The 17,838-nt window shown below is 68.0% G+C and carries 14 protein-coding genes and 1 pseudogene; 12 read left to right on the top strand and 3 right to left on the bottom strand.

What is annotated here, in order from left to right; all coding sequences use genetic code 11:
- From ribB to GSQ95_RS22485, 5 genes are all read left to right on the top strand, one after another.
- On the top strand, positions 1-1,001 hold a 1,001-nt coding region (gene ribB / locus GSQ95_RS22505; protein WP_158973914.1), incomplete at its 5' end, for a 3,4-dihydroxy-2-butanone-4-phosphate synthase.
- A gap of 194 nt (positions 1,002-1,195) precedes the next feature.
- Positions 1,196-2,218 (top strand): ABC transporter substrate-binding protein, encoded by a 1,023-nt coding sequence (locus GSQ95_RS22500; protein WP_158896432.1) that lies wholly within the window; start codon positions 1,196-1,198, stop codon positions 2,216-2,218.
- 1 nt (position 2,219) lies between these two features.
- The gene (locus GSQ95_RS22495) at positions 2,220-3,146 is read left to right on the top strand and encodes an ABC transporter permease (RefSeq protein WP_158896433.1); all 927 of its coding nucleotides are present in this window, start codon (positions 2,220-2,222) and stop codon (positions 3,144-3,146) included.
- 4 nt (positions 3,147-3,150) lie between these two features.
- Entirely contained in the window at positions 3,151-3,960 is an 810-nt protein-coding gene (locus GSQ95_RS22490; protein ID WP_158896434.1) for an ABC transporter permease, read from the top strand.
- A 16-nt stretch (positions 3,961-3,976) separates the two neighbouring features.
- Positions 3,977-5,119: an ABC transporter ATP-binding protein gene (locus GSQ95_RS22485; protein WP_133860699.1), complete on the top strand. Its 1,143-nt coding sequence runs from the start codon at positions 3,977-3,979 to the stop codon at positions 5,117-5,119.
- A 282-nt stretch (positions 5,120-5,401) separates the two neighbouring features.
- Here GSQ95_RS22485 and GSQ95_RS27305 read toward each other — a convergent pair whose 3' ends face one another.
- The 3 genes and pseudogenes from GSQ95_RS27305 to GSQ95_RS22475 all read right to left on the bottom strand — a co-directional run bounded on the left by GSQ95_RS27305 (position 5,402) and on the right by GSQ95_RS22475 (position 8,410).
- Positions 5,402-6,265 carry a methyl-accepting chemotaxis protein gene (locus GSQ95_RS27305; protein WP_372241651.1) on the bottom strand — a complete coding sequence of 288 codons (864 nt, stop codon included), beginning with the start codon at positions 6,263-6,265 and terminating at the stop codon, positions 5,402-5,404.
- Positions 6,257-7,330: pseudogene (locus GSQ95_RS27300) on the bottom strand (methyl-accepting chemotaxis protein); the annotation flags it as partial. The gene GSQ95_RS27305 and the pseudogene GSQ95_RS27300, both read right to left, overlap by 9 nt.
- Before the next feature lie 156 nt (positions 7,331-7,486).
- Entirely contained in the window at positions 7,487-8,410 is a 924-nt protein-coding gene (locus GSQ95_RS22475; protein WP_158896436.1) for a LysR family transcriptional regulator, read from the bottom strand.
- A gap of 367 nt (positions 8,411-8,777) precedes the next feature.
- On the opposite strand from GSQ95_RS22475, the gene GSQ95_RS22470 reads away from it, so the two are divergent.
- The 7 genes from GSQ95_RS22470 to GSQ95_RS22440 all read left to right on the top strand — a co-directional run bounded on the left by GSQ95_RS22470 (position 8,778) and on the right by GSQ95_RS22440 (position 17,823).
- Positions 8,778-9,941 (top strand): isovaleryl-CoA dehydrogenase, encoded by a 1,164-nt coding sequence (locus GSQ95_RS22470; RefSeq protein ID WP_158896437.1) that lies wholly within the window; start codon positions 8,778-8,780, stop codon positions 9,939-9,941.
- A gap of 10 nt (positions 9,942-9,951) precedes the next feature.
- On the top strand, positions 9,952-11,559 hold the full coding sequence (locus tag GSQ95_RS22465) for a carboxyl transferase domain-containing protein (protein WP_158896438.1): 1,608 nt from the start codon (positions 9,952-9,954) through the stop codon (positions 11,557-11,559).
- 3 nt (positions 11,560-11,562) lie between these two features.
- Positions 11,563-12,363 (top strand): enoyl-CoA hydratase-related protein, encoded by an 801-nt coding sequence (locus tag GSQ95_RS22460; RefSeq protein ID WP_158896439.1) that lies wholly within the window; start codon positions 11,563-11,565, stop codon positions 12,361-12,363.
- Positions 12,360-14,294 (top strand): acetyl/propionyl/methylcrotonyl-CoA carboxylase subunit alpha, encoded by a 1,935-nt coding sequence (locus GSQ95_RS22455; protein WP_158896440.1) that lies wholly within the window; start codon positions 12,360-12,362, stop codon positions 14,292-14,294. Before GSQ95_RS22460 ends, GSQ95_RS22455 begins: the two co-directional genes overlap by 4 nt.
- A complete protein-coding gene (locus GSQ95_RS22450; protein ID WP_158896441.1) occupies positions 14,291-15,205 on the top strand; it encodes a hydroxymethylglutaryl-CoA lyase in 915 nt (304 codons plus the stop codon). The genes GSQ95_RS22455 and GSQ95_RS22450 overlap by 4 nt, the downstream gene beginning before the upstream one ends.
- A gap of 79 nt (positions 15,206-15,284) precedes the next feature.
- Positions 15,285-16,319 (top strand): LacI family DNA-binding transcriptional regulator, encoded by a 1,035-nt coding sequence (locus GSQ95_RS22445; RefSeq protein ID WP_158896442.1) that lies wholly within the window; start codon positions 15,285-15,287, stop codon positions 16,317-16,319.
- A 148-nt stretch (positions 16,320-16,467) separates the two neighbouring features.
- Positions 16,468-17,823, top strand: coding sequence for an MFS transporter (locus GSQ95_RS22440; RefSeq protein WP_158896443.1), 1,356 nt, complete (start codon positions 16,468-16,470; stop codon positions 17,821-17,823).
- Positions 17,824-17,838: the final 15 nt, after the last annotated feature.

Here is a 17,838-nt window from a genome sequence, read left to right as displayed (position 1 = left end):
CCGATGCCTGCACCCCGGCGGCGATCAGCTTCATGGCGCGTGAAGCCCGCGGCCTGATCTGCCTGACGCTGACCGAAGAACGCTGCCGCCAGCTCAACCTGATGCAGATGGTCAACGACAACGGCACCGTCCACGGCACCGCCTTCACCGTTTCCATCGAGGCGGCGACCGGCGTCACCACCGGTATCTCGGCGGCGGACCGAGCGCGCACCATCGAGGCTGCGGTGGCGCCGGATGCCACCCCGCGCGATCTGGTCCAGCCCGGCCACATCTTTCCCCTGCGCGCTCGCGACGGCGGCGTGCTGACCCGCGCCGGCCATACCGAGGCCGGGTGCGACCTGGCACGGCTGGCCGGTCGGGATCCTTCGGCCGTGATCGTCGAGGTGATGAACGACGACGGCAGCATGGCCCGCCGACCGGACCTGGAGCGCTTCGGCGAGCGCCACGGCATCAAGCTGGGCACCATCGCCGACCTCATCCATTACCGACTGCGCCATGAACACACCGTCGCCCGCATCGGCGAGAGCGAATTGCCGACGGTGCACGGTACCTTCCGCCTGCTGACCTACGAAGATCGTATCGAGGGCGGCGTCCACCTGGCCATGGTGATGGGCGACATCGACCGCGAGACCCCTACCCTGGTCCGCGTCCATGCCCTGGACCCGTTGCGCGACCTGGTCGGCGCCGAATACAGCGGTCCGCCGAGCTGGACCCTGTGGGCCGCGCTGGAGCGGGTCGCCCAGGAAGGCCACGGCATCGTGGTGGTGCTCGCCAACCATGAATCCTCCCAGGCACTGCTGGCCCGGGTGCCCTCGCTGACCCAACCCAAGCGCCTGTTCGAGCGCTCCCAGTCGCGCATCTATGCCGAGGTAGGCACCGGGGCGCAAATCCTGCAAGACCTAGGCGTCGGGCGCATCCGTCACCTGGGTCTGCCGCTGCGCTATGCCGGCCTGACCGGGTACGAACTGGAGATTGTCGAGACCCTGCCGTTCCCTGGCTGAAGCGCCTTTCAGAGGCCTTTGGCAAGCTTGCAAAAAGTTTGGAATACCATAATATCGGATTACGCCAAGGCCTGTAACAGACGGGCTCGATAGAACAAGTCCAAGGCCTCCCTATTCTGGCCCCTGGCCGCACTGCTCTTAGAACGGACGAGGCATCCCTGCCGCGTCGATCCAATAACAGAGAGGGCATCAAGATGTTGCTGAAGCGCAAAGTCGTATCCGTGGTCGTCGCCGGCCTGCTCGCTACCCTGGGCGTCCAGGCCCAGGCGGAAAGCCTCAACTTCACCAGCTGGGGCGGCACTACCCAGGACGCTCAGAAGAAGGCCTGGGCCGGCCCCTTCACCCAGCAGACCGGCATCCAGGTAGTGCAGGACGGTCCCACCGACTACGGCAAGCTGCAGGCCATGGTGCAAAGTGGCAATGTGCAATGGGACGTGGTCGACGTGGAGGCGGACTTCGCCCTGCGCGCCGCCCAGCAGGGCCTGCTGGAGCCGCTGGACTTCAAGACCATCGACCGCAGCAAGATCGATCCGCGCTTCGTCAATGACCATGCCGTGGGCTCCTTCTTCTTCTCCTTCGTGCTCGGCTACAACCAGGGCAAGCTGGGCAGCAAGCAGCCACAGGACTGGTCGGCGCTGTTCGACACCACCACCTATCCCGGCAAGCGGGCGCTCTACAAATGGCCGAGCCCCGGCGTGCTGGAACTGGCCCTGCTGGCCGATGGGGTGCCCAAGGACAAGCTCTATCCGCTGGACCTGGATCGCGCCTTCAAGAAGCTCGACACCATCAAGAAGGACATCGTCTGGTGGGGCGGCGGCGCCCAGTCGCAGCAGCTGCTCGCCTCTGGCGAAGCGACCCTGGGGCAGTTCTGGAACGGCCGGGTCTATGCCCTGCAGCAGGACGGCGCGCCAGTGGGCGTGAGCTGGAAGCAGAATCTGGTCATGGCCGACATGCTGGTGGTGCCCAAGGGCGCGAAGAACAAGGAGGCGGCGATGAAATTTCTCGCCGAGGCCAGCGGTGCCCGCGGCCAGGCCGAGTTCGCCAACCTCACCGCCTACGCGCCGGTCAACGTCGACAGCGTCGCCAAGCTGACCCCGGACCTGGCCAAGAATCTGCCCACCGCCTACGGCAGCGAGCAGGTCACCCTGGACTTCGCCTACTGGGCCCAGCATGGCGGCGAGATCGCCAGCCGCTGGAACGAATGGCTGGTGAAATGACATGTCCGCCTCCAGCTCCAGCCGGGCGGTGCTCGGCTCCGCCAAGGGTACCCCGCGTCCGCTGAGCGACCCGGCGCGGACCCGGGGTGAACGCGCCGTACGCTGGAAGGGGGCGAGTCACCTCGTCCCTGCCCTGCTGTTCCTCGGGCTGTTCTTCCTGGTGCCGTTGATCGGTCTGCTGCTGCGCGGGTTCCTCGAACCCGTGCCGGGCCTCGGCAACTACCAGACGCTGTTCGCCAACGGTGCCTATGCCCAGGTCTTGCTCAACACCTTCGGCGTCGCCGCGCTGGTGACCCTCTTCAGCGTGCTGATCGGCTTTCCGCTGGCCTGGACCATTACCCTGATGCCACGCGGCTGGGGCCGCTGGCTGTTCAACATCGTGCTGCTGTCGATGTGGACCAGCCTGCTGGCCCGCACCTACGCCTGGCTGGTGCTGCTGCAGGGTTCGGGCGTGATCAACAAGCTGCTCATGGCGCTGGGGCTGATCGACGAGCCCTTGGCCATGGTCAACAACCTGACCGGGGTGGTGATCGGCATGACCTACATCATGATCCCCTTCATCGTGCTGCCCTTGCAGGCGACCCTGCAGGCCATGGACCCCATGGTGCTGCAGGCCGGCGCCATCTGCGGCGCCAGTCCCTGGACCAACTTCCGCAAGGTGTTTCTGCCGATGTGCCGTTCGGGCCTGGGCTCGGGTGCGCTGATGGTGTTCGTCATGTCGCTCGGCTACTACGTGACCCCGGCGCTGCTGGGTGGGGCGCAGAACATGATGCTGCCGGAATTCATCATCCAGCAGGTGCAGTCCTTCCTCAACTGGGGTCTGGCCAGCGCCGCCGCGGCGTTGCTCATCGTCATCGCCCTGGTGCTGTTCGCCCTCTATCTCAGGCTGCAACCGGAATCCCCGGTCGACCCCCAGAACGCGAGGTAACCCCATGCTGCTCACTCCCAGTGCCCTCGGCTGGCGGCTGCGCGGTGGCCTGCTGCTGGTCACCGGCGCCATCGCCGCGGTGCTCCTGCTGCCCATCGTCTTCATCGTGCTGCTGTCGTTCGGCTCCTCCCAGTGGCTGGTCTTCCCGCCACCGGGCTGGACGCTGAAGTGGTACCAGCAATTCTTCGCCAACCCGGAATGGATGCAGGCGGCACTGGCGAGCCTCAAGGTGGCGCTGCTGACCACCCTGGTCTCGGTGGCCCTGGCGGTACCCTGCGCCTTCGCCCTGGTACGCGGCAAATTTCCCGGGCGCAAGACGCTCTATGCGGTCTTCACCCTGCCGATGATCGTACCGCTGGTGGTGATCGCCGTGGCCATCTATGCGCTGTTCCTGCGTCTGGGCTACACCGGCACCCTGCTGGCCTTCGTGGTCAGCCACGTGATCGTCGCCCTGCCCTTCGCGCTGATCGCCGTCATCAATTCGCTCAAGCTGTTCGATCAGTCCATCGAGGATGCCGCGGTGATCTGCGGTGCCTCGCGCCTGCAGGCGATCTACCGGGTGACCCTGCCCGGCATCTGGCCGGGGGTGTTCGCCGGGGCGCTGTTCGCCTTCCTGGTGTCCTGGGACGAGGTGGTGCTGAGCGTGATGATGGCCAGCCCCAACCTGCAGACCCTGCCGGTGAAGATGTGGGCGACCCTGCGCCAGGACCTGACGCCGGTGATCGCCGTGGCCTCCACCGTGCTGATCGGCCTTTCCCTGCTGGTGATGCTCGCGGCTGCCCTGCTGCGCCGCCGCCAACCCCTTCCACGCTGAGCTCCCGGAGCCTGCCATGAGCGCCGTACTCCAGAACCACACCCCCGCGGCCCCGCTGGTCCGCCTGCAGAACCTCAACAAGCACTACGGCGACTTCACCGCCGTTGACGATCTCACGCTGGACATCCAGGAGGGTGAATTCCTCACCTTCCTCGGCTCCAGCGGTTCCGGCAAGTCCACCACCCTGTCGATGCTGGCCGGCTTCGAGACCCCCAGCTCCGGCGCCATCAGCGTCGCCGGTCGCTCGCTGCTGCGGGTGCCGCCGCACCAGCGCGACATCGGCATGGTGTTCCAGCGCTATTCGCTGTTTCCGCATCTCTCGGTGCGCGACAACATCGGTTTCCCCCTGGACATCCGCAAGGTCGGCGCGGCCGAGCGCAACCAGCGGGTCGACGCGATGCTGCGCCTGGTGCAGCTCGACGCCTTCGCCCATCGGCGGCCGGCGCAGCTCTCCGGCGGCCAGCAGCAGCGGGTGGCCATCGCCCGGGCGCTGGTCTATGAACCGCGCATCCTACTGATGGACGAACCCCTCGGTGCCCTGGACAAGAAGCTGCGCGAAGACCTGCAGGACGAACTGCGCCAGCTGCACCGGCGCCTGGGGATCACCATCGTCTACGTGACCCACGACCAGGAAGAAGCCCTGCGGCTGTCGCAGCGCATCGCCATCTTCAGTCACGGGCGCATCGTCGGCCTTGGCAGTGGCTACGACCTCTACCAGAATCCGCCGAATGCCTTCGTCGCGGCCTTCCTCGGCAACTCCAACTTCCTCAAGGTGACCGCCCGGGCCCAGGCCCATTGCACCTTCGAGGGTCAGGAGCTGGCGATGCGCCCGACCGCCGGCGTCAGACCGGAACAGGCGTTGCTGCTGATGCTGCGGCCGGAAAAGCTGCAGCTGCTGACTACCGAACAGGCCGCGACCCTGCCCATGCCGGCGGGCTGGAACGAGATCCCGGCACGGGTCGGCGAGGCACTGTTCCTGGGCGAGAGCCAGAGTTGCATGCTGCAGACCGCGGGGGGCGCCCAGTTGATGGTCAAGTCGCTGGCCCATGCCCAGGGCCTGCAGCCTGGACAGGTGGTACGGCTGCGCTGGGCGGCCAGCGATGCCTGCGTCTATACCGAGTGGAACGAAGCCGACCTGAGCAAGGCCGCCGCGCACTGAGGGCCCTGCAGGGCAGCGCGAATCGCCGCCCTGCCTTCGTTACCCGCCGAGCGCGATCCGACCGGCCAGGTCAGCGGCCTCACCTCCCAGCGCGCGGCGTTCCTCCCTGCATGACCCACCTCGCGCGTCCCGACCCGGGCGCGCGCGGCACGCCGGATCGCCGGCAGCGGGTTGACGAAGGCCAGGACCCGCACTGACGTTCGCGAGGAGCGCGCGCGCCGCGGCCGCCTTCGCCAGGCGACCCTCATCCGCCCCTGTGGATGGCCGCGGCCTTTGACGTGCCTACAGGCGGAAGCGACTGATCCGGGCGGTCAATTCCGCGCCCAGCTGTCCCAGTTCCGCGCTGGCCGCGGACATCTCCTGGCTGGAACTGACACTGGCTTCCGCCAGGGCCTCGACGACGGCGACGCTCTGCCCCACCTCACCGGCGACCCGGCTCTGCTCTTCGGCGGCCGCCGCGATCTGCAGATTCATCGCCTGCATGCTCGTGACCTGGCTGCCAATGAGTTGCAGCGCCTCGCCAGCGTGCTGGATCAGGGTCACCGCCTGGCCGGTCTGCGAACGACTGGCGTCCATGCGCGCCGCGGCCTGGGCGGCGCGGCCACGCAGATCGGCGACGCTGCGCTCGATCTCGGTGACCGACTGCTGGGTGCTACGAGCCAGATTGCGCACCTCGTCGGCCACCACCGCGAAGCCACGTCCAGCCTCCCCGGCGCGGGCCGCTTCGATGGCCGCGTTGAGCGCCAGCAGGTTGGTCTGCTCGGCGACCGCCTTGATGACCCCGGTGACCGTGCCGATACGCTCGCTCTCGCGCAACAGCGCATCCATCGCCGTGGCGGCCTGCACCATCTCCTGGACCAGCGCGTCAACCGCGGTGATCGCCTGGCGTACCCGTGCATCGCCGTCGTCCGCCGCGCGCTCGACCTGCCGAGAGGTCTGCGACGCCATTTCGGCATGGGTGGCCACCTCCTGGGCACTGGCGGTCAACTGCACGATGGCGGTAGCCACCAGGCGAGTTTCCTGGCCCTGGCGTTCCACTCCGTCACGCGTCCGCTCGGCGCTGCCGGTGAGCCCCTGAGCCGCGCCTTGCAGCTGCGTGGTGCTCTCCCGGACCTGGCCGACCAGCTCGCGCAAGCCGGCGGTCATCTCGCCCATGCTGGCCTGCAACTGACCGAGTTCGTCCCGCCGCGTCACCGGCGGCACGGACGACAGATCACCACCGGCGATGCGCCGGGCCTGCAGCAGCGAGGCGCGCAGCGGCTGCATCAGTTGGCGGGTGATGAGCCAGCCGGCCAGCAGACCGGCCAGCAACGCCAGGACGCTGATCAGCGCCAGCCAGCGATAGGCCTGCTCGCTGGCCGCCTCGCGCTGGACGATGGTCTGGCGCACCAGCTGGCGCCCGGTGTCGAGCAGGCGATCTTCCAGCCCGCGCAGTGCCTCGGCGGCCTGGGCGGCCTGCTGGTTGGCCTGCTGGAAGGTGCCGATGGAATCCTGGTAATGCAGCAGTGCCTCTTCGGCCCGCCGCAGAATGGGCGCGTCGCGGCTGGAGGCACTGGCCAGACGGCGTTGCAGTTCGGCGACCGTGGCCGTCATGTCGGCACTCGCCTTGGCCTCCTGGGCGGGATCGCCACCGAGCAGGTAGCGCTGCAGGCTGTACCTCACCTCGCGCAGGCGGCGCTCCAGTACGCCGATGGCCCGGAATTGGCCGAGTCGCTGGCCGGGATAGAGTTCGGGTGCCTCACTGGTAGCCAGGTTCTGCTCGATCTCACCCACGCCCTGCAACGCTTCGTCGGCACGGGTGCCGAGCAAGGTCGCCGCTTCACCGCGCCGCTGGTAGGCGCTGACCTGAGCGGCGAAGGTCTGCGCATAGGCAGCGGCCAATTCGCTCTGCGCGTCGAGCAGGCGCTGGCTGGCGGCGTCGAGGCCCAGCCGCTGCAATGCCGCCTGCTGCTCGCGCAAGGCGTCCAGGCGCGCCGTCACCGGCTGGGCCACGGCTTCGCCGACCGCCTGGGCATAGGCCTGCCGGGCGATGCCCAGGTCCTTCGCCGCCTCGGTGAGTTCACCGATGGCCGCCAGGCGGTCGCCGCTGCGCGCCAGCAGGCCGATGGTGCTCCACCCGGTCGCGGCGATGGCCAGCGTCAGCAGCAGGACGCTGCCAAAACCCAGGGCCAGCTTGAGGGTCGTCTTCAGATCCTTGAACCAGGTGCGCATACGCATCTCCTTATCGAAGCGAGGCTCTTGGCAAGCCACGGCTGAACCGCTCAATAGATGGATTATGGTATACCAACCGACATTCAAGACATCGTCCTTCGTCCCCGCCAGCGCCACGTTCATCCGGTCCGGCGGAAGCCCTGTTGCGGGGTGCGCCTAACGTTCATGGGCCTCGCCACTCGCCGACACCAGGAACTGGCGAAACGCCTGGGCACCGGCCCCCAGGCGGTCTTCGGGACTCCAGATCAGGCCCAGCTCCATGGGCGGGATGGCGTCGGCCACCGGCCGGGCTTCCAGCTTGCGGCCTTCCAGCGACCAGCCGCGATAGAGCATGTCGGAGAGGATGGTCACGCCGAAGCCGTGGGCGACCAGGCCGCGCAGGGACTCCATGGACGAGGTCTTGAACACCACGTTGGGTGCAAGACCCGCCGCGTGCCAGTAGCGCAGGGTCGAGGTCTCCCCTTCGTCCACCGTGGCGAGGATGTAGGGATAGGGAGAGATGTCGGCCAGGGTGACGCGCTCCGCTGCCAGCAGCGGATGGGCGCTGGGCAGCCAGAGCTGGCGCGGCGAGCGCATCAGCAGATGACGTTCGAAGGGCTGGGCGGCGTCGACGTTGGAGATGACGGTGAGCCCCAGCTCCAGGGTGCCATCGGTGATGCCGGCTTCGATGCTGGGCCGGTCCATGTCGCGCAGGTCGATATCGATCTGCGGATAGCTGCGCTTGAAGCGCGCCAGCAAGGTCGGCAGGTAGTAGCCGAGCACCGCATAGGAGGCACCGACGCGCGCCTGGCCGGTCAGGGCATGGCTCTGGAACAGCGGCTGGCTGACAGCGTCCTGTAGGGTGTCGAGGATGTGCCGGGCATGGTGATAGAACTGGTGACCCTCGGCCGTGAGCTTGACGCCGTGGGGCAGGCGTTCGAACAGCCGCACGGCGAGCAGTGCCTCCAGCTGGCTGACCGCCGTGGTGACCGCCGACTGGCTGACGTTGACCGCGTTGGCGGCCAGGGAAAACTGGCTGTTCTCGGCGGCGGCGACGAAGTAGCGCAGCTGCCGCATGGAAATATCCTTGAGCAATGCCATCTGATTTTCCAATACCTGGATTCTATTTTTATCGTTTCACGATAGCGCATTTCCTCTCCTAGACTCAGAGGCACAGGCGCGCCGCCTTCCTCTCGCGGTCGCCATGACAAGAATAATGAACAGGAGGACGGACCATGCGCGCCCTGGCGCCCGCGTTCCGCAGCCGCGCTCCGTGCGCCCCCTTGCCCTGCCGTCGGCCGCCCTGCCCGACGGTTTTCCAGCGTCCGACTGCGCGCCACGCTCGCGCCTGGCCATCAGCGCTGTCCCGTCCTGTTTCTTTCAGCTCCGCGCCGTATCGGGTGGCCGCCCCATGCGCGCCCGATCGGCTGACCGCTCTCACCCGACAATCCCAACAACAGGTGACCCCATGAGCTACCCGAGTCTCAACTTCGCCCTGGGCGAGACCCTCGGTCTGCTGCGCGATCAGGTGCGCACCCTGGTCGCCCGCGAGGTAGCACCGCGCGCGGGCGAGATCGATGCCAGCAACAGCTTTCCCATGGATTTGTGGCGCACCTTTGGCGACCTCGGGTTGCTCGGCATCACCGTGGGCGAGGAATACGGCGGCGCAGGGCTCGGCTACCTGGCCCATGCGGTGGCCATGGAGGAGATCAGCCGCGGCTCCGCCTCGGTCGCCCTGTCCTATGGCGCCCACTCCAATCTCTGTGTCAACCAGATCCATCGCAACGGCAGCGCCGAGCAGAAGGCGCGCTACCTGCCCCGGCTGGTCAGCGGCGAGCACATTGGCGCCCTGGCCATGAGCGAACCCAATGCCGGCTCGGACGTGGTCTCCATGAAGCTGCGCGCCGACCGCCGCGGCGATCGCTTCGTGCTCAACGGCAGTAAGACCTGGATCACCAACGGGCCCGATGCCCATACCTATGTCATCTATGCCAAGACCGAGCCGGAAAAGGCTGCCCATGGCATCACCGCCTTCATCGTCGAGCGGGACTGGACCGGTTTCAGCCGCGGCAGCAAGTTCGACAAGCTGGGCATGCGCGGCTCCAACACTTGCGAGCTGTTCTTCGACGACGTGGAGGTGCCGGAGGAAAACGTGCTGGGCCAGGTCAACGGCGGGGTCAGGGTGCTGATGAGCGGCCTAGACTACGAGCGCGTGGTCCTCGCCAGCGGCCCGGTGGGCATCATGCAGGCCTGCCTGGACGTGGTCCTGCCCTACGTCCATGACCGCAAGCAATTCGGCCAGAGCATCGGCGAATTCCAGCTGATCCAGGGCAAGGTAGCCGACCTCTACACCGGCCTCGCCGCCAGCCGCGCCTATCTCTATGCGGTGGCCCAGGCCTGCGACCGCGGCGAGACCACCCGCAAGGACGCTGCCGGGGTGATCCTCTATACCGCCGAGAAGGCTACCCAGATGGCCCTGGAAGCCATCCAGATCCTGGGTGGCAACGGCTATATCAACGAATACCCCACCGGCCGCCTGCTGCGCGACGCCAAGCTCTACGAGATCGGCGCCGGCACCAGCGAGATTCGCCGCATGCTGATCGGCCGCGAGCTGTTCAACGAAACCCGGTGAGGACGCCTTCATGACCGTGCTGACCTCCACGCTGAACCGGCGCACCCCGGACTACCAGCGCAACGCCGCCGCCATGGCCGCGCAACTGGCCCGGCTCGAAGGGCTGCTGGCGCGCATCCGCGAAGGCGGCGGGGCCAAGGCCCAGGCGCGCCATACCGCGCGCGGCAAGCTGCTGCCCCGCCAACGCATCGATCTCCTGCTGGACCCGGGCTCGCCCTTCCTGGAGATCGGCGCCCTGGCCGCCCTCGATGTCTACGAGGAAGAGGTACCCGCCGCCGGGATGGTGGCCGGCATCGGCCGCATCGAGGGCGTCGAGTGCATGATCATCGCCAACGACGCCACCGTGAAAGGCGGCTCCTACTATCCGCTGACGGTGAAAAAGCACCTGCGCGCCCAGGCCATCGCCCTGCAGAATCGCCTGCCCTGCCTCTATCTGGTGGACTCCGGCGGCGCCAACCTGCCGCGCCAGGAAGACGTCTTCCCCGACCGCGAGCACTTCGGGCGGATCTTCTTCAACCAGGCGACCATGAGCGCCCAGGGCATCCCGCAGATCGCCGTGGTCATGGGCTCCTGCACCGCCGGCGGCGCCTATGTGCCGGCCATGAGCGACGAGACCATCATGGTGCGCCAGCAGGCCACCATCTTTCTCGCCGGCCCGCCACTGGTGAAGGCCGCCACCGGCGAGGTGGTCAGCGCCGAGGAACTGGGCGGCGCCGATGTCCACTGCCGTACCTCCGGCGTGGCTGACCACTACGCCGAGAACGACGCCCATGCCCTGGCCCTGGCGCGGCGCTGCATCGCCAACCTCAACTGGCGCAAGCTGGGCGAACTGCAACTGAAGACGCCCAGCGCACCGCTGTATCCGGCCGAGGAGCTGCACGGCCTGGTCCCGGTCGATCCCAAGCAGCCGCTGGAGGTGCGCGAGGTGATCGCGCGGCTGGTGGACGGCAGCGTCTTCGATGAATTCAAAGCACAGTTCGGGACCACTTTGGTCTGCGGCTTTGCTCATCTGCACGGCCATCCGGTGGCCATCCTCGGCAACAACGGCATCCTCTTCGCCGAATCGGCGCAGAAAGGCGCGCACTTCATAGAACTGGCCTGCCAGAGACGCATCCCGCTGCTGTTCCTGCAGAACATCACCGGCTTCATGGTCGGCAAGAAATATGAAGAAGGCGGCATCGCCAAGCACGGCGCCAAGCTGGTGACTGCGGTGGCCTGCGCCCGGGTGCCCAAGTTCACCGTGATCATCGGTGGCAGCTTTGGCGCCGGCAACTACGGCATGTGCGGTCGCGCCTACGATCCACGCTTCCTGTGGATGTGGCCCAACGCGCGCATCGGCGTGATGGGCGCCGAGCAGGCGGCCGGGGTGCTGGTGCAGGTCAAGCGCGAGCAGGCCGAACGGGCCGGCGAAGCCTTCGACGACGAAGAGGCGGCGCGCATCAAGGGCCCCATCGTCGAGCAGTACGAGCGCCAGGCCCATGCCCACTATTCCAGCGCGCGGTTGTGGGATGACGGGGTGATCGACCCGGCCCAGACCCGCGAGGTGCTCGCCCTGGCCCTGTCGGCCAGTCTCAACGCCCCGCTCGAGCCGACGACCTTCGGCATCTTCCGGATGTAGGCCATGACTGACTTCCACACCCTGGAACTGATCCGCGATCCGCGCGGCTTCGCCACCCTCTGGCTCGACCGTCCGGATCGCCACAATGCCCTGGATGCGCAGCTGATCGCCGAGCTGGGCACCGTGCTGGCCGAGATCGCCAGCGATCAGGAACTGCGCTTCCTGCTGCTGCGCGGTCGGGGGCGGCACTTCTGCGCCGGCGCCGACCTGGCCTGGATGCAGGCCTCGGCCAATCTGGACGCCGCCGCCAACCGCGCCGACAGCGAGCGGCTGGCCGAGGTGATGTATCGCCTGCAGGCCCTGCCACTGCCTACCCTTGCGGTGGTCCAGGGCGCGGCCTTTGGCGGCGCCGTGGGCCTGGTCAGCTGCTGCGACCTGGCCCTGGCCGCCTGTGACGCCACCTTCTGCCTGTCGGAGGTGCGCATCGGCCTGGTGCCGGCGGTCATCGGCCCCTTCGTGATCCGCGCCCTGGGCAAGCGGGCGGCGCGGCGCTACATGCTCGGCGCCGAGCGCTTTTCCGGCGAACGCGCCGCCGAGCTGGGCCTGGTGGCCGAGACCGCCGCGGCCGCCGACCTGGAAGCCCTGGTCGAGGCCTGGATCGCCCGGCTGCTGGACAACGGCCCCCAGGCGTTGCGGGCCTGCAAGCGGCTGCTGGACGGCGCTGGCGAAGGCACACCCAGTGCCGAGGTGCGCTCCTTCACCGAGAGCCTGATCGCCGCCGTGCGCGTCACCCCCGAAGCCCAGGAAGGCCTGCAGGCCTTTCTGGAGAAACGTCGCCCCGCCTGGCAGGAGACCGCCCCATGACCTTCGACCGTCTGCTGGTCGCCAATCGCGGCGAGATCGCCTGCCGGGTGATGCGCACCGCCAAGGCCCTCGGCCTGGGCACCGTCGCCGTGCACAGCGCCATCGATGCCGGCACCCGCCACGTGCGCCAGGCCGACCAGGCGGTGGACCTGGGCGGGACCAAGCCGGCCGACAGCTATCTGCTGGGCGAGCGCATCATCGCCGCCGCCCTGGCCACCGGCGCCCAGGCGATCCATCCCGGCTACGGCTTTCTCTCCGAGAACGCCGCCTTCGCCGAGGCGGTGGCCGCGGCCGGGCTGGTCTTCGTCGGGCCACCCGCGGCGGCGATCCGCGCCATGGGCAGCAAGTCCGCGGCCAAGGCGCTGATGACCGACGCCCGAGTGCCCCTGGTGCCGGGGTATCACGGCGAGGACCAGTCCCTGGCCAGCTTTCGCGACGCCGCGGCGCGCATCGGCTATCCGGTCCTGCTCAAGGCCACCGCTGGCGGCGGCGGCAAGGGCATGAAGATCGTCGAGCGCGAAGCCGATCTGGCCGAAGGCCTCGCCTCGGCCCAGCGCGAAGCGGTCTCGGCCTTCGGCGATGCGCGGATGCTGGTGGAGAAATACGTGCTGCAACCGCGCCACGTGGAGATCCAGGTCTTCGCCGACGGGCACGGCCACTGCCTCTATCTCAACGAACGCGACTGCTCCATCCAGCGCCGCCACCAGAAGGTGATCGAGGAAGCCCCCGCGCCGGGTCTCACGCCCGAAACGCGCCGGGCCATGGGCGAGGCGGCGGTGCAGGCGGCCCAGGCCATCGGCTACATCGGCGCCGGCACCGTGGAATTCCTGCTCGACGCCCGCGGCGACTTCTTCTTCATGGAGATGAACACCCGGTTGCAGGTGGAGCACCCGGTCACCGAGGCCATCACCGGCCTGGATCTGGTGGCCTGGCAGCTGCGCGTGGCCGCTGGCGAACCCCTGCCCCTCACCCAGGCCCAGGTGCCGCTGCACGGCCATGCCATCGAGGTGCGGCTCTATGCCGAGGACACCGACCAGGGCTTCCTGCCGGCCTCGGGCACCCTGCAGCTCTATCGCGAGCCGGCGGCCGGTCCGGGGCGGCGGGTGGACAGCGGCGTGGAGGAAGGCGACGAGGTGTCGCCCTTCTACGATCCCATGCTGGCCAAGCTGATCGCCTGGGGCGACAACCGCGAACAGGCGCGCAAGCGCTTGCTGGCCATGCTCGACGACACCGCGGTGGGCGGCTTCGCCACCAACCTCACCTTCCTGCAGCGCCTGCTCGCCCATCCGGCCTTTGCCGCGGCGGAACTGGACACCGGTTTCATCGAGCGTCACCAGGCGGCCTTGCTGCCCGCACCCGAAGAGCTGACCGACGCCTTCTGGACTTTGGCGGGCCAGGCCTGGCTGGCGACGCTGCCCACCCCTGCCGATCCCACGTCACCCTGGGCGTCCCGCCAGGGCTGGCGCCTAGGTGGGCCATCACTTGTCTCGCTACGCCTGGCCTGTCGCGGAGAGGTGCGCGCCGTCGCCCTGCCCGGTTCGGCGGCGGTCGAGCTGAATGGTGATCGCCTCCACTGGCAGGCCGAGGGCATCCGTCAGAGCACACACCTCCATCGCCGTGGGCAAACGCTGTTTATCGAGTGGCAGAACCGCCTCGAAGCCGTCACCTGGGCCGATCCGCTGGCCGAGGTGGCGCGGCAGGCGGACGCCGGCGGGCTCACCGCGCCGATGAACGCCAGCGTGGTCGCCGTACCGGTGGCCGTCGGCGATGCCGTGGAAGCCGGTACCCCGCTGGTGGTACTGGAGGCGATGAAGATGGAGCACAGCATCCGCGCCCCCCGCGCCGGGATCGTCGCCGCGCTGTTCTGCAGCCCTGGCGAACTGGTGGCCGAGGGCGCGCCGCTGGTGGAGCTGGAGGAGTCGGCGTCATGAGCGATACCTTGCCGACCCGGGTACGGCTGGTCGAGGTCGGCCCCCGCGATGGCCTGCAGAACGAGCCCCAGGCGCTGGGCATCGCCGAGCGCATCCAGCTGTGCAAGACGCTGATCGCCAGCGGCGTGCAGCATCTGGAGGTGGGCAGCTTCGTCTCGCCCCGCTGGGTGCCGCAGATGGCCGGGACCGCCGAGGTGCTGGCGGGACTCGGGCGGCCGCCGGGTGTGGTCCGTTCGGTACTGGTACCCAACCTGAAAGGTTTCGAAGCCGCCCTGGCGGCGGGGGTGGACGAAATCGCCGTCTTCGCCGCCGCCTCGGAGGGCTTCTCCCAGCGCAACATCAACTGCTCCATCGCCGAGAGCCTGGCGCGCTTCGTGCCCGTGGTCGAGGGCGCGCGGGCGGCGGGCATCCGGGTGCGCGGCTATGTGTCCTGCGTGCTGGGCTGCCCCTACGACGGCGCGATCGCCCCGGACCAGGTGGCCAGCGTGACCCGCGAACTGCTGGAACTGGGCTGCGCCGAGGTCTCCCTGGGCGACACCATCGGCGTCGGCACCCCGGGCCGCACCCGGGCGCTCTGGCAGCGGCTGGGACGGGAGGTGCCGCTCAGCCAACTGGCCGGGCATTTCCACGACACCTATGGCCAGGCCCTGGCCAACGTCTATGCCAGCCTGCTCGAAGGCATCGCGGTGTTCGACAGCTCCGTCGCCGGGCTGGGCGGCTGTCCCTATGCCCAGGGCGCCAGCGGCAATGTCGCCAGCGAGGACCTGGTCTATCTGCTGGACGGCCTGGGCCTGGCGACCGACGTCGACCTCGACCGACTGGTCGAGGCCGGCCAGGACGTCTCCGCCCTGCTGGGTCGATCCAATCAGTCGCGGGTCGGCCGCGCCCGGGCAGCGCGGGCGGTCGACTAGCAGGGGCGCCGGCAGGCGCCCATGGCAACAGCCGGGGCTTGCTCCCATAATGGCGGCCTCTCTCACCCAAGGACCCGCTTTGGCCAGGAAGTCCCGACGCGAACTCGCCCAGCTCGATGGCACCACCGAGCTGCCCCTCACCGTGCGCGAGGTCGCCCTCGCCGCCGGGGTGTCGCCCATTACCGTGTCCCGGGCTCTGCACCGACCGAGCCTGGTGAGCGCCGCCACCCGCGAGCATGTCCTGGCCGTGGTCAAGGAACTGGGCTACGTGCCCAATCTGCTGGCAGGCAGCCTCGCCTCCAGCAAGAGCCGGCTGGTAGCCATCCTCCTGCCCACCATCGCCAATTCCATCTATGCCACCGTGGTGCAGGCGATCATGGATCGCCTCACCGAGGCGGGCTACCAGGCGCTGATCGGTCCCACCGGCTATTCGCCGGAAAAGGAAGAGGAATTGCTGGAAGCCATCCTCGGCCGCCGCCCCGATGGCATCGTCCTCACCGGCACCCTGCACACCCCGGCCAGTCGCGCACGGCTGGCGGCGCTGAACATCCCGGTGGTGGAAGCCTGGGACCTGAGCGCCGAGGCCCTGGACATGCAGGTGGGCTTTTCCCACGAGCAGGTCGGCGTCGCCCTGGCGGAGCACTTCGTCGCCCGTGGCTATCGCCGCTTCGGGGTGATCTCGGTGGACGATCCCCGCGCCATGCGCCGCAACCTGGCCCTGCAGGCCCGCCTGGTGGCGCTGGGCGTCCCCGAACTGCCCATGGAAGTGCTGCCGCTGCCCGCCACCTGGGAAGTCGGCCGGATCGGCCTGGCGCGCCTGCTGGAACGCCCCGAGCCGCCGGACCTGGTGCTGTGCAGCTCCGACACCCTGGCCCTGGGCGTGGTCGCCGAGGCCAGCAGCCGGGGCCTGCGCATCCCCGCGCAACTGGCGGTGGTCGGCTTCGGCGACACCAGCAATGGCCGCTTTGCCACCCCGGCGCTGTCCACGGTCAGCGTCAATGCCGACGCCATGGGCCAGAGTGTCGCCCAGGCGCTGCTCGACCGTCTCGCGGGCGAACGCACCGCGGTGAATCTCGATACCGGTTTCGCCCTGATCGAGCGCCAGAGCTCCTAGCGGATTTTTTGTACGCGGCCACAGATTTAGCGGTTGAATGATAGCGTTATCTGTTTAATGATAGCGCTATCGTTGTCAGACGACTTACAACCTAAGCCCGCTACACGATGTCAGCCCGCACACAAAAACAAATCAGTGGGAACTCTCCATGCACGAAACCAAGCAGACGCGCGTCCGCTATCTGATCCTGTTCATGCTGTTCATCGTGACCACGATCAACTACGCCGACCGCGCCACCATTTCCATCGCCGGCTCCGCCCTGCAAAAAGACCTCGGCATCAGTGCCGTCTCCCTCGGCTTCATCTTCTCCGCCTTCGGTTGGGCCTATGTGCTCGGCCAGATCCCCGGCGGCTGGCTGCTTGATCGCTTCGGTTCGAAGAAGGTCTATGCGGCAAGCATCTTCACCTGGTCGGTGTTCACCATGCTGCAAGGCTACATCGGTGAATTCGGCATCGGCACCGCGGTATTCCTGCTGTTCGCCCTGAGATTCATGGTCGGCCTGGCCGAAGCGCCCTCCTTCCCCGGCAACGCCCGCATCGTCGCCGCCTGGTTCCCCACCAAGGAGCGCGGCACCGCCTCGGCCATCTTCAACTCGGCGCAGTACTTCGCCACCGTGCTGTTCGCGCCGCTGATGGGCTGGATCGTCTACCACTTCGGCTGGCAGCACGTCTTCGTGGTGATGGGCGCCCTGGGTATCGCCTTCTCGGCGGTCTGGCTGGCGGTGATCTACAGTCCCCGCGAACATCCCCGCGCCAATGCCGCCGAGATCGATTACATCGCCAGCAACGGCGGCCTGGTCGACCTGGACACTCCCGGCAAGAAGAGCGAAGGCCCGAAGTGGAGCTACATCGGCCAGCTGCTGACCAATCGCATGATGGCCGGCATCTACCTGGGCCAGTTCTGCATCAACGCCCTCACCTACTTCTTCCTCACCTGGTTCCCCGTCTACCTGGTGCAGGAACGCGGCATGACCATCCTCAAGGCCGGCATCATCGCCTCCTTGCCGGCCATCTGCGGCTTCATCGGCGGCGTGCTCGGCGGGGTGATCTCCGACTACCTGCTGCGCCGCGGCAGCAGCCTGAGCGTGGCGCGCAAGACCCCCATCGTCGCCGGCATGCTGCTGTCGATGAGCATGATCCTCTGCAACTACGTCGACGCCGACTGGATGGTGGTGGGCTTCATGGCCATGGCCTTCTTCGGCAAGGGCATCGGCGCCCTGGGCTGGGCGGTGGTTTCCGACACCTCGCCCAAGCAGATCGCCGGCCTCTCCGGTGGCCTGTTCAACACCATCGGCAACCTGTCCTCCATCACCACCCCGATCATCATCGGCTACATCATCGCCGCCACCGGCTCGTTCAAGATGGCCCTGGTGTTCGTCGGTGCCAACGCCCTGGTGGCCGCCATCAGTTACCTGTTCGTCGTCGGCGAGATCAAGCGTGTCGAGTTGCGCGGTGTGCCCACGCCGCCCGCCGAAGCCCCGCTCGCCGCTGAAACCCCTCGCTGATCACCAAGGAGCCCG

This window comes from Pseudomonas sp. BAV 4579, from assembly GCF_009765395.1.
In the GTDB taxonomy this organism is placed as follows: Bacteria; Pseudomonadota; Gammaproteobacteria; order Pseudomonadales; family Pseudomonadaceae; genus Chryseomonas; species Chryseomonas aestiva.
The sequence above is the reverse complement of the archived record's forward strand: the minus strand, read 5'-3'. Positions and strand labels throughout refer to the sequence as shown.